We start from the raw sequence: 17284 nt of genomic DNA on the forward strand, positions 1-17284 counted from the left end.
TAAATGAGAGATTGAGATAAATTATTATCACAATTAATTAAAGATGGTTTTTATTGTCATAAATATAGCAAGAAAGTACATGGACACAACAAAGATAATTGTTACGTTAATTTGAAATATAAGTCAGCCTGCCTATTTTTGTTTAATCAAATGCCCACCTAATTGCATAGTATTCTGCCAATATCTTGTCGATATTTTTATTGCCGCCTCGTTGTAAGCGTTCATAATGCGCCAGTGTCTTGTCGTAATACCTTTGAATGACATTTTGCTGCTGTGCCTCGGTTGCATGCCAAATATGATAGCCAATAGGGTGAACAGGTTCAGCGGTTTGATGATTTGAGACACTTAACACTTCGTAGTAGCGCTGGTTTTCTTCGATCAGTGATTCACGCAGCAGGCGATAGTCATCGTGCATAAGGCGGCGGCGCACGGTGTAGTGATGGCGAATAGGACATACGATCAAATCAATCTCGAGGTTGGGATGGCGGCGCGTAATCTCTTCAATAAATGTGGTCATCAGATCGCCACCGATACCGGCAATCATGACTAAATGACGACCAGCGTAATGCGCTAAGGGGAGGTCGGCGACATCTAAGCAGTGTGTTTGCCAATTCTTGGTAGATTGGGTGTGATGAGTGCGCAGACGCTGCGTGAGATCCTCGATAAGATGCGCAACGACATCAACAAAATGGATGGTTGCGGTGGGGATGCGTTCCAGTAGTTCAGTTCCGAGGTAACCATGGTCACAACAACAATCCCAAATATGGTCATAGGGCTGCTGTTGTGTTTGCTGTTCTGCCCATTGAGCTATCAATGATAATCGTTTACTTAATTTCAATCTTACGCATCCCGTTAAGGTCTAGAAATGGAATGCGGCGCATTGTAATGATTTTTAGAAAAGAAACGAAGGACTGATTTGTTTAGCTAAAGGTGAACGAACAGCCTGGTATGGGGCCTCGCTATCATAAACGGTGTTACTTGGTTGAATTTACGCCAATATTACCTATCTTGATGCGATGCTAACTTAACCACGTCACCTATCGTCTATGTTGAGTAGTATCAGGCAAGCTGGGAGGCGGTTTATGAATCAAGCATTAAAAAATAAGGGCTTTATCGCCTATCTATTGGTGGTGTTCGCCAACATATTTGTCGATTTTGGTCATAAAGTCATTCTGCAAAATACGATTTTCAAGAGCGTCTCGGGCAGTGAGCAAGTACTGTTGACGGTATTGGTCAATGGCTTGATGTTATTACCGTTTGCGTTGGTTTTGATGCCAGCAGGATTCGCCTGCGACCGTTATCCCAAAAGACGCATCATGCGTATCAGCGCACTAGCGGCGCTGATCGTCACCTTACTCGTTACCTATAGCTATTATACGGGGCATTTCTATCTCGCCTTAGGGCTAACAGTCTTGTTATCGGTGCAAAGTGCATTCTACTCGCCCGCTAAATATGGTTACATTCGTGAGTGGTTTGGTAATGAAAATTTAGGGGTAGGCAATGGCTGGGTATTAGCCGTATCGATGTTGGCATTACTCATGGGGAGTGCGGTATGTTCATGGCTCTTTGCTGGGTTATTACCGATAAGCCCAGTTCAGTCATCAGGTTGGGTTTTAGAGCATGTGGCCAGTATTGGGTGGTTGCTGGTTATGGTGGCATTGTTTGAGTGTTATTATACGCTGCGCTTGCCGAAAGAGTCGTCGAATGTAGTATCTACGCCTGCGCTTACTTGGGCGGGACACGCTGATGAGCAAGGTTTTGTTTTACAAATTGTTCGTATCATTCGCCATAAAACCTTATGGCAATCGGTGTTAGGCATTAGCAGTGTCTTATTTCTTACCACCGTATTGATCTCCGTTTTTCCCATTTATGCCAAAACGCAGTTAACTAGCATTCATAATGCAACGATTCAGGGCATCTTGGCGATGTTCGCCGTTGGCGTTAGCTTGGGAGGAATTTTTGCTGCTAGGCATTCCATACGCCATATTAATTTGTCACTGATCCCCTCAGGCGCCATCCTAGTGTGTATAAGTATGGCGACACTGACACACGTGACTATGGCTGTTCTGCTCGCTGTGCTGTTTGTTGTCATTGGCTTTGGCTGCGCGATGATGGTGGTGCCATTGCACGCACGTCTGCAATTTCAAGCTAAACGTAAAGAGTTAGGGCGAGTACTGGCTAGCCAAAATATGCTTCAAGCGCTAGTGATTAGCGCTGCACTTGCTCTTACATATGGCTTTGTAACGGTTGGCTTACACAGTACGTATTTAGTGTGGGGAGCGCTCGTCCTGAGTCTGATCATGGCATTGACGGCGGTTATTTGCTTACCCCAAGCATTAGTACGCGGAGTGTTAACGCGTCTTATTGGTCATAAATATCGCTTGAAAGTACTAGGGTTCGAACATTTTCCTCAATCTGAACAAGGCGTTCTATTACTAGGCAACCATATCAGCTGGCTTGATTGGGCGCTGATTCATATGGCAAGCCCTCATCATGTACATTTTGTCATGGCTCAAGATCTTTATGAGCGTTGGTATTTCAAATGGATTTGTCAGCGGTTTGGGGTGATACCGATTTCGGCGGGACACAGCCAAACTGCATTGCAGCGTGTTACCGAGCTACTTAATGCGGGTAAAACCGTTTGTCTATTTCCCGAAGGTCGCATTAGTCATTTAGGTCAACTAGGTGAGTTTAAACAAGGGTTTGAGTTAGCATGTGAAGGTGCTAATGGCGTCATTATTCCATTTTATCTGCGTGGTATGTGGGGGAGTGCCTTTTCTCGCTCGACCAAGAAGCTCGACAAAGTACGTCATAAAGGCATTAAACGCGATATTACCGTCGCGTTTGGTGAACCGATGGACATTCACTCTAGCGCGAGCGAAGTGAAGCAAAAAGTCTTCGAAATGTCGGTGGCAAGTTGGGAGAACTATGCCGATACGCTTGAGACACTATCACATACTTGGATCGCCACGGCGAAATCGCGTCCGAGCAAATGGGCGATTGTCGACAGTACCGGTAAACCGATGTCTCATATGCGCTGTTTAATCGGCAGCTTATTGATGAAGCAACACATTGCATCACTCCCTGGTCAAGCTTTAGGTTTGATGGTGCCGACCTCTAGCGCGGGCTTACTCGCCAATTTGGCGACGTTAATGGCAGGTAAAACGGTTGTTAATATTAACTACACCGCGTCTATTGATGCGATTGTTTCGGCTAAGCAGCGTGCGGAACTGAGCAGCGTGGTGACATCGCGCAAATTTATCGAAAAGTTGCAACAGAAAGGCATTGATTGTGAGACGATTTTGGACGGCTGCACTGTGGTGTACCTCGAAGATATCATGGGAAATATGAGTCAGTTACGGCAATGGTTGACCACTTTGGCTGTGTATGGACTCCCCGCGTCTTGGCTGACCGCGTTGTATTGCCAGAAGCGAGCGTTGACCGATACCGCAGCGATTCTCTTTTCGTCAGGAAGTGAAGGGGAACCGAAAGGCGTGATGTTGAGTCATCGCAACATCATGGCCAATTTACGGCAAGTCGCGGATGTATTAAACGTACGTGAGGATGACCGAATTATGGCCACCTTACCTCTTTTTCACGCGTTTGGTTTGACTGTGACCGGGATGTTACCGCTGATGGAGGGGATTCCGGTTATTTGCCATCCGGACCCGACAGATGGCGCCAATATTGCTAAAGCTGTCGCTAAACATCAAGCCACCTTAATGTGTGCTACCTCGACGTTTTTGCGTATGTATCAACGGAACCGTCGAATTAAACCAATGATGTTTAAATCATTACGTGCGGTGGTCTCTGGCGCGGAAAAGCTTGATCCTGATGTGAAAAGCGCCTTTCAAGAAACCTTTATGGTGCCGGTATTAGAGGGCTATGGCACGACAGAAACCACTCCGGTCGCCAGTGTCAATTTGCCGGGACATTTAATTCGTGAGCAAGCTTATATTCAAGAAGCGGCTCGTGAGGGCACCGTGGGGTTGGCATTGCCAGGAACAACATTTCGTATTGTCGACCCGGTGAGTTACGAATCACTATCTGTGGGGGAAGATGGCATGATCATGATAGGTGGTGCGCAGATCATGCAAGGATATTTAAAAGATAGTGAGAAAACCGCTGAGGTTATTGTCGAGCTCGACGGTAAGCGGTGGTATAAAACCGGCGATAAAGGACACTTGGATGAAGATGGTTATTTAACTATTGTCGACCGCTATTCTCGTTTCGCTAAACTCGCGGGCGAAATGGTGAGCTTAAGTGCGGTGGAGCACGCCATCAAATCGATGCTCAACGATAGCGACCTGAATCTTGTTGCCGTCAATTTGCCGGACGAGAAAAAAGGCGAGCAGATTATTGTGCTCACGGAAAGCACGATGCCTGAAAGTGAGATGAAACAGACATTATCGCAGCAAGGGATGGATAGTCTGATGCAACCGAGTCGTATTTTTCATGTGGATAGCGTACCGGTGTTAGGCACAGGTAAGATGGATTTTGCAGGCGCCAAAGCATTAGCGAAGGAAAAGCTCTCAGCATAAACGCAGGGCGGTGCAATGATAAACCAAAAAGAGACGCCCACAGAGGCGTCTCTTTTTTTAGCGTGATTTATGTCTGTACACGCTCCACTGTATGGTAAAACGTGCAAAGTGCTTAGAGTACACAGTGCTTGGCGTACGAGGTCGCTTCGTTGACTGTCCATTCACCCTTAGGTTTACTTTTCATGCTGCTACACCAGGTTTTGCTACCGACTTCATTACCCATTAAGCAATGCTTGGCGTAACTCATAGCATTATCACTACTCCACTGAGTTTTTGGTGTGTCTTCCATGTGTGAACACCATGCTTTAGAGCCAACATCATCGCCACAAGCAGATAGAGCCAGTGTGGTTAATAGTAAAAAAGCGATACGTTTTATCATTGTTATATCCATTTATGGGGTCATCGTCATTATAAGTGTAGCGTGACAAAAGTCGAGATTGTTAGCGCCGCGAAAAATCCTATGCGTCTTCTTGCCTAGTTCAGTGATCCCACTCACCAATTACTGGTCGTAATATCGTAATCGACCGATCAGATTCACATTCTTTTTGGAGAGGCGATGCAAAATTTTTTGGTTGTATTTATTATCCATCGAAACGTTTCGATGACGATAGTTTGTCGATAAAAATGATCAGTACAAAAGAGAACACAGGCCTAGTTATGAAAAAATCACCATTGTTAAATGCTCCTTTGTCGAACTTAGTGGCGTCTTTGGGCCACACCGATGAATATACGGTGTGTGATGCGGGATTGCCTATTCCTAGCGGTGTGCAGCGCATCGATTTAGCACTAAAAGCAGGCATTCCTTCTTTTATTGATACTGTGCAAACACTACTCACTGAGTCACAGGTTGAGAGTGTGATCGTTGCAAAAGAATTGCCAGAAAAGAACCCAGAGCTACATCAAGCATTATTAGCACTACTGGAACAAGAAAGCCAAAGTCATGCTCAACCCATTACCGTAGAGTATATTTCTCATGAGGCGTTTAAGACGCAAACGCAACAGAGTAAAGCCGTTGTACGTACCGGAGAGTGTTCTTCCTATGCCAACATTATTTTGCGTGCTGGCGTGACGTTTTAATTCTGAGTCCAATGTCGGTTGTACGACATATCTATAACAACAATGAGGACAGATGATGAGTCAGCCAATTTTATCCTTAACTGAAATAGAAAAAGGTTTCCCAGGGGTCAAAGCGCTCGATAAAGCGAGTTTGAATGTTTACTCCGGCCGCGTTATGGCCTTGATGGGAGAAAACGGCGCGGGTAAATCCACACTGATGAAAGTACTTACTGGGATTTATAAAAAAGATGCCGGCAGTATTGAATATCAAGGTATGCCTGTCCAGTTCAAAGGTCCGCGGGAATCCCAGCATGCTGGAATTAGTATCATCCATCAAGAGCTCAACTTAATTCCTGAATTGAGCATTGCGGAAAACATCTTCTTAGGTAGAGAAATTGTCTCTCCGATGGGGCGGATTCTCTGGAAAGAGATGTATCAGCAAGCGAATGCGTTATTGAAGCGTTTAAATGTCAAACACTCGGCACAGACTCCGCTTGGTGATTTGAGTTTGGGCGAGCAACAAATGGTGGAAATCGCCAAAGCGCTGTCTTTTGAATCGAAAGTTATCATTATGGACGAGCCAACCGATGCGTTAACCGACACTGAAACGGACTCGTTATTCGCAGTGATTCGTGAATTGCGTGAGCAAGGCTGTGGCATTGTGTATATCTCTCATCGTTTAAAAGAGATTTTCGATATCTGTGATGACATTACCATTTTGCGTGACGGTCAATTTATTAAGGAATACGAAGTTGCCGATACCCATGAAGATCATTTGATTGAATTGATGGTAGGTCGTCGATTAGAGGAGCAATATCCACGTCTCGCATCTTCTAGTGACGACGTATGTCTAGAAGTCAAAGGATTAAGCGGTGATGGCATAGAGAATATCGATTTGACTCTACACAAAGGTGAAATCCTCGGTGTATCAGGGTTAATGGGGGCGGGTCGCAGTGAATTAATGAAAATGATTTACGGGGCGTTACCACATTCGCAAGGGGAAATTTGGCTAGACGGTAAAGCGTTACAGATTCATTCGCCGCAAGACGGTTTACGGGCGGGTATCGCGTATATCTCTGAAGATCGTAAAGGCGATGGTTTAGTGCTTGGACTGTCAGTGAAAGACAATATGAGCTTGTGTGCCTTGCCTCATTTTAGCCGTGGACTGCATATTCAACAGTCACAAGAACGTTTAGCGGTCGATGACTTTATCAACCTATTTAATATCAAAACGCCGAAGCGCGAACAGATCATTGGCCATTTATCCGGTGGTAATCAACAAAAAGTGGCGATTGCGAAAGGATTAATGACACGCCCGAAAGTACTGATTCTCGATGAGCCTACTCGCGGCGTGGATGTCGGCGCAAAAAAAGAGATTTATCAATTAATTAACGAATTTAAATCTGAAGGTATGAGCATTATTTTGGTGTCCTCTGAGATGCCAGAAGTACTGGGTATGAGCGATCGCATTTTAGTAATGCACGAAGGCCGTATCAGCGGCGAATTCAGTAGCGAAGACGCCAATCAAGAAAGTCTAATGGCCAGTGCCGTTGGCAAAAATAACAAAATATCCCCTAAGTCACTGCAAAAGTCTGTAAATGAGGAGCCAGCATGAGTACTGAAACTGCTAAACAACCCCAACAACAACCAGAGAAAAAATGGTTGAGTAAAGAGCGTCTTATTGAACAGAAGTCACTCATTGCATTGATTTTTTTAATTACAGTGGTGTCAATTCTTAACCCACACTTCTTTACTTTTGGTAACTTGATGAACATTCTGCGCCAAACGTCAGTGAACGCCATCATGGCGGTTGGCATGACATTGGTGATTTTAACTGCGGGGATTGATTTGAGTGTCGGGTCAGTATTGGCGTTATCCGGCGCGTTTGCTGCAACCATGATTGGCTTGGAAGTACCAGTGATGATTGCGGTACCTGTCTCTTTACTCGCAGGGGCAGCATTGGGGGCGGTGAGTGGCCTCATCATTGCAAAAGGTAAAGTACAAGCGTTCATCGCCACCTTGGTCACCATGACGTTATTGCGCGGTGTCACTATGGTGTATACCGACGGCCGACCTATTTCTACTGGATTTACGGATACAGGCGATGCGTTTGCTTGGTTTGGAACTGGGTATATTTTGGATATTCCCGTACCTGTATGGATCATGGCGATTGTATTTACCCTAGCTTGGTATGTCCTCAATCACACCCGTTTTGGCCGTTATGTATATGCCTTAGGTGGCAATGAGTCAGCGACGCGTTTATCCGGGATTAACGTTGATCGCGTGAAAATTGGCGTGTATGCCATATGTGGTTTGCTTGCGGCATTGGCTGGCATCATAGTGACGTCACGTTTGTCGTCTGCACAACCGACTGCAGGTGTTGGTTATGAACTAGACGCCATTGCGGCAGTGGTTCTAGGTGGCACCAGTTTGATGGGCGGTCGCGGTAAAATTATGGGAACCTTGATTGGTGCCTTGATTATTGGCTTCTTAAATAATGCGTTGAATTTATTAGATGTATCATCGTATTTCCAAATGATCGCGAAAGCGGTTGTCATTCTGCTAGCTGTACTAGTAGACAATAAAAATAAGTAAATAACACTTAGCCTTACCCTACAATAAGGAATCATATTATGAAAAAGCTTGCCACGATTATCTCGACCGTACTATTGGGCTCTACTATGTCTGTGTCCGCGCATGCCAAAGACACGATGGCGATTGTTGTTTCGACGCTCAATAATCCTTTCTTTGTTTCGATGAAAGAAGGCGCTGAAGCGAAAGCTAAAGAGCTGGGTTATAACTTGATTGTATTGGACTCACAAAATGATCCCAGTAAAGAGTTATCGAATGTGGAAGATCTGACCGTCCGCGGCGTCAAAGCCATTTTAATCAACCCAACGGATTCTGATGCGGTATCTAATGCGATTCGTTTGGCTAATCGTTCCCATATCCCAGTATTAACGCTTGATCGCGGTGCTAACCACGGCAAAGTCGTTTCGCACATTGCATCCGATAACGTTGCTGGTGGTGAAATGGCCGGTAAATACATCATGGAAAAAGTGGGTCAAAAAGCCAAAGTTATCCAGCTAGAAGGTATTGCCGGAACGTCGGCTGCGCGTGAACGTGGGAAAGGATTTATGAACGTGGTTAAGAAAGATCACATGGATCTATTAGCCAGCCAACCTGCGGATTTTGACCGTACTAAAGGGCTGAATGTGATGGAAAACTTAATGGCCGCTCATCCTGATGTTCAAGCTGTATTTGCGCAAAATGATGAAATGGCATTGGGTGCATTGCGTGCAGTACAAGCGTCAGGTAAAAAGGTACTCATTGTCGGTTTTGATGGCACCAAAGATGGGATTGCTGCTGTGAAACGTGGCAAGCTCGGTGCAACTATTGCTCAGCAGCCAGATTTGATTGGTGCGTTGGGCGTGGAAACCGCAGATAAAGTCTTGAAAGGTCAGTCGGTCGATAAATCGATTCCAGTACCTTTAAAAATCATTACTAAGTAAGAGTGATACGCAGCCCCTAATTGAACGGGGCTGCGCGATACAATTTCCCAGATAAGGACGTATGTCATGAGTCAATTAGTTGTACTTGGCAGTGTTAATGCCGATCATGTATTGCAGGTTCCGCGGTTTCCTCGCCCGGGCGAAACTTTACAAGGCCATCATTATCAAGTGATTGCGGGTGGCAAAGGCGCCAATCAAGCCGTTGCAGCGGCACGTCTTAATGGAGACATTACTTTTATCGCCAGTATTGGTGATGATCCGTTTGGTCAATCGATGTGCGAGCGTTTTGCACAAGATGGTATGGATGTCGCACACATTGAAGTGCAACAGAACTGTCCGACGGGGATCGCAATGATTCAGGTCTCAGACGAAGGTGAAAACACCATTTGTTTATCTGAAGAAGCTAATGCCCATTTAACACAACCGGTCGTCGCTCAGCATTGTCTTGCGATTAAACAAGCTAAATATCTATTAATGCAATTAGAAACTCCCTTAGATGGAATTACTTATGCAGCGCAACTGGCGACACAACATGATACGCGTGTGGTATTAAATCCAGCTCCCGCTAAACCATTAGATGATGAATTACTGGCATGTATCGACATTATCACCCCAAATGAAACCGAAGCAGAAGTGTTGACCGGGATTGCGGTGAACGATGAAGGTTCTGCACATCGTGCTGCACAAGTATTGCACGATAAAGGCATTCAAACTGTGATGATTACGCTTGGGGCAAAAGGGGTTTGGGTCAGTGAGCGTGGTCACGGTAAAACGGTACCTGGTTTTTCTGTTGAGGCGCGCGATAGCACTGCGGCCGGTGATACCTTTAACGGCGCATTAGTGACTGGTTTATTGGAAGAAATGGATTTAGAATCGGCGATACGCTTTGCCCATGGTGCGGCAGCGCTGTCGGTGACGCGCTTGGGCGCGCAGACCTCAATTCCGACTCGTAGTGAAGTCGTTGAGTTTTTACAACAGCAGTAATGAGGAGTCATCATTATGGCGACCATGAAAGACATCGCGAAACAAGCAGGCGTGTCCACCTCCACAGTCAGCCATGTGATTAACCAAACGCGTTATGTCAGTGATGATATTGCCGAGCGCGTTAATTTGGCGGCGAAACAACTCAATTATGCGCCATCGGCATTAGCTCGCAGCCTTAAAATGAACCGCACTAAAACTCTAGGAATGTTGGTGACTACCTCAACCAACCCTTTCTTTGGTGAGGTGGTCAAAGGGGTTGAACGCAGTTGTTATCAGCAGGGATATAATTTAATTTTATGCAACACCGAAGGTGATGAGCAGCGTATGCGAGCTTCCATTGATACGTTATTGCAAAAGCGTGTCGATGGCTTGATGTTGATGTGTACGACATTAGAGTGTCAGCAAGTGATGGACTTTGAACGCTATCCGGATATCCCCGTTGTCGTGATGGATTGGGGGCCTACCGTTGATGTGAGTGATAAGATTTTAGATAACTCATATCAAGGAGGGATGATGGCGACCCAATACTTGATTGATTGTGGACATAAACATATCGGTTGTATCACGGGACCTTTAAGCCAGCATCAGGCGCTAAATCGTTTGCAAGGTTATCAGGCCGCTATGCAGCAAGCTGGACTGGTGATCAAAGATGAATGGGTTATCGAAAGTAATTTTGAATGTGAAGGGGGATACGATGCGATGAATACCTTACTCGCATGCACCTCGCAGCCAACCGCCTTGTTTGCCAGTAACGATATGATGGCAATGGGAGCAATTAACGCCGCTTCCAAGCACCAGGTGGCCATTCCCGAGACCATTTCTATTATTGGCTACGATGATATCCGCATTGCGGAGTTCATGACGCCTGCATTAACCACGATTCATCAGCCTAAATATCGATTGGGTAAAGCCGCCGTCGAAGCGGTATTAGCGCGACTACAGTCGGCAGATGCCAAGCCGCAAATGATCAAACTAGAACCAACGCTGGTGGAGCGTCATTCAGTTAAAAGCTTGTGTTAATGCGAACGTCTATTACTCATACGTGGTGCCTAACGTTTGTTTAAGCTGTGTTAGGCATCGCTCGATAATCGATGAGGTTTGCTGGGAAACTTGCTGCGTAGTTTGCGGTATCGTTAGTGCGCAAATATCGGCGTAGATGGTTTCTTGTAATGGTAAAAAGGTTACGTGCGGCCAAGTTAGGTTGGCATAGCTTTTAGGAACAATGGAGACTGCATTACGAGTCGACACAACGGCTAATAGTGTGTTTGGATCGGTCACTTCTTGTATGATATTTGGGTAAAAGCCCGCAAGCTGACAACGTTGATTGATTAAGTTAGTGGAGGCGGAATTGGTATGATTGAGCATAACGAACGCGTCTTGACTCAGTTGTGTTAAGGATATGTGTGGGTGCTGAGCTAAACAATGATGCTCAGTAAGCGCCACCACCATGCTCTCTTTGAAGATAACCGTTGCCTGCAGGGGGGCAATATTGTGCGTATCAGCATGACGCACAAACCCAATATCAATCCGACCTTCTTGCAGTGCGCGCTTTTGTTGCTCTGGTGACAGCTCAATGAGATTGAACGTGATCGTGGCAAAATGTTGCTGCATCTCATAGAACGCCTGTCCAAATCCTGCCCAAAAAATCGAGCTCATTACCCCGATATTAATGGTACTTTGTGTATGCCGATGACGCTGCTGAACTCGATTGATCGAGGTATCAAGTACATCAAAGATTAAGCGGCATTCTTCTTGTAGTTGTTTACCGGCATCGGTGAGCGCCACATTCCGGGTATCGCGTTGCAATAAGATAACGCCTAATTGTGCTTCCAATGCTTTAATTTGCGCGCTGAGTGGCGATTTAGTGACATTAAGCTTCACGGCAGCAGCACTAAAATTGGCCTGTGTTGCCACTTCGTTAAAGTATCTGAGCATCTTTAGAGTAATATTCGCATTTGACAGCATGCAACCGTTTCCTATTGTGTTGAATAACAGCACAATTGTATCAAATTAAGCGATTTATTCAGTATGGTAATTAGGGTATTGTGGTAATTCACTCACTAATAAGGAAAGTACATCATGACGACAGATCCGGTCACTACCGCGTTAGAAACTATTTACGCACATAAACCTAACTTTCAACCTAAAGCGGGATTAATTTTAGGATCTGGTCTGGGGGTGATTGCCGATTCATTGGAAGACAAAGTGGTGATCCCTTACGAAGCGTTGGCAGGATTTCCGGTGAGTACGGTAGAAGGACATTCTGGTGAATTGGTCCTTGGTAAGTTGTTTGGAGTAGAAGTCGCGTGTATGAAAGGTCGTGGTCACTACTACGAGCACCAAACAATGAAAGTGATGACGAATCCTGTGCGTACTTTCAAGCGTTTAGGATGTGAATTTATGTTGGTGACCAATGCTGCTGGTTCACTACGTCCTGAGCGTATTGATGTTGGCTCTTTGGTTATCTTTAACGATCATATTAATACGATGCCTGAATCCCCAATGATTGGACCGAATGATGATGAGTACGGTCCGCGCTTCTTTAGCCTTGCTAATGCGTATGATAAATCGCTACGTGCCGAAGCATTAAAGGTGGCTAAACAGCAAAATATTGCCGTTAATGAAGGGGTCTTTGTGTCTTATACTGGGCCGAATTTTGAAACAGCGGCGGAAATTCGCATGATGCAAACCATTGGTGGAGATGTCGTTGGTATGTCAGTGGTACCCGAAGTGATCTCTGCGGCTCATTGTGGACTCCCCGTATTAGCCGTATGTGCGATTACCAATATGGCAGAAGGGTTAAGTGATGTGGTGTTATCCCACGAGCAAACGCTGAAATGCGCCAAACTAGCCGAAAAAGATTTCATTCAGTTAGTCCAGTCGTTTATTCGTCATCACTTTAACGTCTAAACATAGAGAGAATCTTAAGAATAAGCTGCCAGCAACGGCAGCTTATTTATTCTTCAACATTTGCGCTGTTGGGAGGCGATACTATCTCAACGTTATAACTACCCTTACCGTGGTGTTTAACCCGATACATCGCACTGTCCGCAATAGATAGCCATTGTTCTACGGTATAATCAATGTGTGGATCAATATATGTTGCGCCAATACTACAACTACATGGAATGGTGTGATTGTTGATAGTCATGGTGCTTGGTAAACGCTCTTGAATACGCTGACAAATATCATGCAGATCGTTGAGTGGTTCATTGAGCCCAGATAGCAACACGGTGAATTCATCTCCCGCTAAGCGTGAAAGGTTATCACTAGGCCGCAGTAGAGACTTCAGTTGTTTGGCAAAATCTTTGAGTAACTTATCACCGCAATCGTGACCGTATTTATCGTTAGCATTTTTCAAGCCATCGACATCAATAAATAACAGCCCAACATCATTCGTTTTCACTTTGCATTTTTTTTCAAGATCGTTGAGAAAATAGGTACGATTTGTGAGGCCCGTCAATGAGTCGTGATATGCGCGATACTCTAACTTTTTCTGGAATGTTCTTAATTCAGTCACATCTTGGGCAAAAATATAGTAGTCACCAAAAAAGCTTTCCCCTGGTATGAGTCGTACTTGTAGCATTCTGAGATCGCTGCCTTTGAAAATAGAGACATCAAACTCTACGGTTTCTCCCGTTTTGACTCGTGAGATAAAATGCTTATTAGGATCATAGATCTCAGCACCCAAGAAATCTTGCATTGCATAACCAATGATGTCGTCGAGTGTGCATTGAAAAAACTCAGTATACGCATGATTGGCGAAGATGAATTTATCATTATTATCAATATGACTAACGAGTACTGGTAACTGGTCAATGATTTTTTCTAGTTGCATATTGACCCGAACGCCTTCGCGTTCTGGCGAAAGCATGTGGTCAATATTAAAGATAAAATACTGAACAGGTCCTACAGATGTCAGTGTCACCGTAAGATGAGACCAAGCGTTATTTTGCAGATTGGTTTCAACAAAATGAATGGGATCGTCTTGCGCTTCCAACTCTGTTTTTATTTTATCGAAATTGATGCGAGCAAACGTTATCGGAAACAACGGCTGAATATTCGTTTCATCTGTGTATGGAAAGTATTCTTGAAATGCCTTGTTGCGATAGATCAGCTCGCCCTCGAGAGTTGTCACACCAATAGCATTCGTATTGTGATCTAATATGGTCGAGAATAATTCTAATTCTTGGTGATGGATCGTACTTTTTTCAAATAGATCAGTCATGTAATGGTACCCATAAATGTATCCGTATCATCGTAATATGCGATTGATAGGGACACAAACCGTGCTGAGTTAACAGCTCCTAGCAAAGTGACAGTGACATGCTTACTACGCGCTACAAAATGACGAGTTAACATGTCAGGTTCGATACGCACTGTACCTAAATGATATTTAGATACAAAAGCCGTGCGAGTAGTCGCTGCCCATCCATCACGCAGATTTTTTTTATGAAGGCGTATAAAGAATGGCAACATTGTATATGTTAAGCGAAAAATAAACATCGTTGTATTTCGTAAGGTTATACGTTAGCACTCATTTAGCGAGTGAAATACGTTTAATCCCCAAATTCTTAACATAAAGCGCAGTTTTAAAGCGAATATTTGCACTTTAAAAGCTTATTTTTCTTTTTGTGTCAATTTGTTAACAAAATTTACTAAATATGAACATCAAAACGTGGGTTTTCAGCCATACGATGTGTATTTTGATTAAAAGTGGTCAATAAACGTTCACTTAGATTAGTCTACGGTGTAAGTCACTAAATATTCGAGAATTTAAGACTAAACTGAAGTAAGAAAAACAATTATAAGTGAAGGAGATGGATTATGGCTATTCAAGCGTTGCGTTCAGAACAGCTTTATAAAGTAGCAGATTTAGATTTATTACCGTGTAAGTCCACCAAAGAATTATCACCAGTCGATGAAATTGTTGGACAAGAGCGGGCGCAAAAAGCGGTTGAGTTTGCCATGTCAATCCGTGATAAAGGCTATAATATTTATGCGATAGGGCAAAATGGGCTCGGTAAGCGTACCATGATTTTACGGTATCTTAATCGCCATCAACATGATCACCCACCTTTATATGATTGGTGTTACGTCGCGAACTTCGATGATATCCGTACTCCTAAAGTATTGAAGTTACCTTGTGGTATTGGTCATAAACTGCGTCAAGATATAGAAAAACTGATGGGGCGTTTGGTCAAAGCGATACCGCTAGCGTTTGATAACGAGATGTATTTTAGCCGTTCAGAAAAACTAAAAAATCAACTTGCGCAAAAACAAGAATCCGAATTAGAAGTTCTGACACAATTGGCAAAAGATCGCGGTGTCAGCCTAACGATTACGCCTCAAGGTGAGTATCAATTCATGGCAATGAACGGCGATGAAATGCATACCGAAGAAACGTTCTCAGCACTAAGCCGTGAAGAGCAAGAGCAATTTGGCCATATTATCGATAAGTTGGAAGTGGAACTGCGTAATGTGGTGCGTAAGTTAACCGAATGCGAAGAAGGGTACACCGACAAAATAAAAAAATTGAATGACGAAGTGACACGCGGTGTTATTTCTCATGTCATTAAGCAGCTGAAAAAAGACTACAGTCGCTACGCTGAAATCAAAACGTACTTAACCGAGCTACAAAAAGATATTGTTGATAACGTTGACATCTTTTTAGAAGAAGGCGGCGAGCAAGCTGAGCTTTCTACTGCGGCGTTAGATAAGCGCTTACCTCGCCGTTATAAGGTGAATGTATTGGTGAGTCGGCCCTCAGAAGAGCTGCCTATTGTCGTGGAAGAAAATCCGAATTATCACTCCTTGTTTGGCTATATTGAAACCGCAACGTATAAAGGAACCGTTTTCACAGACTTTTCATTAATACGCCCAGGTAGCTTACATAAAGCCAATGGTGGCGTTTTATTAATGGATGCGGTGAAAGTACTTGAGCAACCTTATGTTTGGGATGGGTTAAAGCGTGCTTTGCGAGCGCGGCAACTGAGCTTTACCTCGTTAGAGAAAGAAGTCACATTGACGGGCACGGTGTCTTTGGATCCTGAGCCGATTCCACTTGATGTAAAAATTATTCTGTTTGGCGATTATCGGACATATCAGCTACTCGCTCAGTATGATCCAGAATTTAGCGAGTTATTTCGTGTTACCGCCGATTTTGAAGATGAAATGACGCGGACAGCAGATTCAGAGCTGCACTATGCTCGCCTCATTTCTAGCATGGTACATGACAACCATTTATTGCATTGTGATCGCAAAGCGATTGCGCGCATCATCGAACAAAGCTCGCGCATGACGGGGAATCAGAACAAATTATCGCTGCACGCTGCGCATATTGCGAACTTGCTTCGTGAGGCTAACTACGTGGCGAAGCAAGCCAATTCCAATATGGTCAGGCAAAGCCATGTCGATGAAGCTTTGCATAACCAAGAGTTACGCGTTAATCGTATTCAAGATGGGGTACACGAAACCTTCATTAATGGCACAACGTTGATTGAAACCGAAGGCGAGGCTGTGGGACAAGTCAATGCGCTATCAGTACTTGCGAGCAATGACTTCGCGTTTGGCGCTCCAAATCGGATAACCGCTACGACGTCTTATGGTGATGGTGATATCATTGATATTGAACGCAGTGTTGAACTTGGGGGGAGTATTCACTCGAAAGGGGTGATGATCTTATCGGCTTATTTGCATTCTGTGTTTGGGCGTACGGCGCGTGTCCCGTTAACCACTCGTATTACCTTTGAGCAATCTTATGGTGGCGTGGATGGAGACAGTGCGAGCATGGCGGAGTTTTGTGCCATTGTTTCTGCATTTGCCCAGTACCCTAATCGACAAGATATTGCCATTACCGGCTCGATGAACCAGTTTGGTCAGTCGCAACCGATCGGTGGTGTGAATGAAAAAATTGAAGGCTTCTTTGATATTTGCAAAATTAAAGGTCGTCATTCTGGCCAAGGCGTTATTATTCCCAGCTCCAACCAGCATAACTTGATGTTACGAGCAGATATTGTGAAAGCGGTTGAAAAGGGCGAGTTTCATATTTGGGCTATAAGCCATGTCACCGAAGCCATTGAACTGCTTTCTGGTAAGTGTGCAGGAGAAGCGACGCAAGATGGCAGTTATCCAATTGATACTTTGTATGGATTAGCACAAGCTAAGCTCAATGCACTGAGAAAATAAGCG

The 17284-nt window shown here is 44.4% G+C and carries 13 protein-coding genes; 9 read left to right on the forward strand and 4 right to left on the reverse strand.

Annotated elements, in window-relative coordinates; all coding sequences use genetic code 11:
- Positions 1 to 142: 142 nt before the first annotated feature.
- On the reverse strand, positions 143 to 838 hold the full coding sequence (locus OCU30_RS13280) for a tRNA (adenine(22)-N(1))-methyltransferase (protein WP_077314571.1): 696 nt from the start codon (positions 836 to 838) through the stop codon (positions 143 to 145).
- 244 nt (positions 839 to 1082) lie between these two features.
- Between OCU30_RS13280 and OCU30_RS13285 the strand changes: the two genes are divergently transcribed.
- On the forward strand, positions 1083 to 4541 hold the full coding sequence (locus OCU30_RS13285) for an acyl-[ACP]--phospholipid O-acyltransferase (protein WP_077314570.1): 3459 nt from the start codon (positions 1083 to 1085) through the stop codon (positions 4539 to 4541).
- 112 nt (positions 4542 to 4653) lie between these two features.
- On the opposite strand, the gene OCU30_RS13290 is transcribed toward OCU30_RS13285, so the two are convergent.
- Positions 4654 to 4917 (reverse strand): DUF3012 domain-containing protein, encoded by a 264-nt coding sequence (locus OCU30_RS13290; RefSeq protein ID WP_077315090.1) that lies wholly within the window; start codon positions 4915 to 4917, stop codon positions 4654 to 4656.
- Between the two features lie 281 nt (positions 4918 to 5198).
- Between OCU30_RS13290 and rbsD the strand changes: the two genes are divergently transcribed.
- The 6 genes from rbsD to OCU30_RS13320 all read left to right on the forward strand — a co-directional run bounded on the left by rbsD (position 5199) and on the right by OCU30_RS13320 (position 11113).
- Positions 5199 to 5618: a D-ribose pyranase gene (gene rbsD, locus OCU30_RS13295; RefSeq protein WP_077314569.1), complete on the forward strand. Its 420-nt coding sequence runs from the start codon at positions 5199 to 5201 to the stop codon at positions 5616 to 5618.
- Between the two features lie 55 nt (positions 5619 to 5673).
- Entirely contained in the window at positions 5674 to 7212 is a 1539-nt protein-coding gene (gene rbsA, locus OCU30_RS13300; RefSeq protein WP_077315089.1) for a ribose ABC transporter ATP-binding protein RbsA, read from the forward strand.
- Positions 7209 to 8192 (forward strand): ribose ABC transporter permease, encoded by a 984-nt coding sequence (gene rbsC, locus OCU30_RS13305; protein WP_077314568.1) that lies wholly within the window; start codon positions 7209 to 7211, stop codon positions 8190 to 8192. The genes rbsA and rbsC overlap by 4 nt, the downstream gene beginning before the upstream one ends.
- Positions 8193 to 8230: 38 nt before the next feature.
- Positions 8231 to 9109, forward strand: coding sequence for a ribose ABC transporter substrate-binding protein RbsB (rbsB, locus tag OCU30_RS13310; protein ID WP_077314567.1), 879 nt, complete (start codon positions 8231 to 8233; stop codon positions 9107 to 9109).
- 66 nt (positions 9110 to 9175) lie between these two features.
- Complete coding sequence (gene rbsK, locus OCU30_RS13315; protein WP_077314566.1) at positions 9176 to 10093, forward strand: ribokinase; 918 nt, start codon at positions 9176 to 9178, stop codon at positions 10091 to 10093.
- 15 nt (positions 10094 to 10108) lie between these two features.
- Complete coding sequence (locus OCU30_RS13320) at positions 10109 to 11113, forward strand: substrate-binding domain-containing protein (RefSeq protein WP_077314565.1); 1005 nt, start codon at positions 10109 to 10111, stop codon at positions 11111 to 11113.
- A 12-nt stretch (positions 11114 to 11125) separates the two neighbouring features.
- Here the strand turns inward: OCU30_RS13320 and OCU30_RS13325 are convergent, their stop codons facing one another.
- Positions 11126 to 12058: a LysR substrate-binding domain-containing protein gene (locus OCU30_RS13325; protein ID WP_235861864.1), complete on the reverse strand. Its 933-nt coding sequence runs from the start codon at positions 12056 to 12058 to the stop codon at positions 11126 to 11128.
- Positions 12059 to 12172: 114 nt separating this feature from the next.
- On the opposite strand from OCU30_RS13325, the gene xapA reads away from it, so the two are divergent.
- Entirely contained in the window at positions 12173 to 13003 is an 831-nt protein-coding gene (gene xapA, locus OCU30_RS13330) for a xanthosine phosphorylase (RefSeq protein ID WP_077314564.1), read from the forward strand.
- 46 nt (positions 13004 to 13049) lie between these two features.
- Here the strand turns inward: xapA and OCU30_RS13335 are convergent, their stop codons facing one another.
- A complete protein-coding gene (locus OCU30_RS13335; RefSeq protein WP_077314563.1) occupies positions 13050 to 14321 on the reverse strand; it encodes a diguanylate cyclase domain-containing protein in 1272 nt (423 codons plus the stop codon).
- 599 nt (positions 14322 to 14920) lie between these two features.
- Here OCU30_RS13335 and OCU30_RS13340 point away from each other — a divergent pair.
- On the forward strand, positions 14921 to 17281 hold the full coding sequence (locus OCU30_RS13340; protein WP_077314561.1) for a Lon protease family protein: 2361 nt from the start codon (positions 14921 to 14923) through the stop codon (positions 17279 to 17281).
- Positions 17282 to 17284: the final 3 nt, after the last annotated feature.

The organism is Vibrio palustris, from assembly GCF_024346995.1.
Lineage (GTDB): Bacteria > Pseudomonadota > Gammaproteobacteria > Enterobacterales > Vibrionaceae > Vibrio > Vibrio palustris.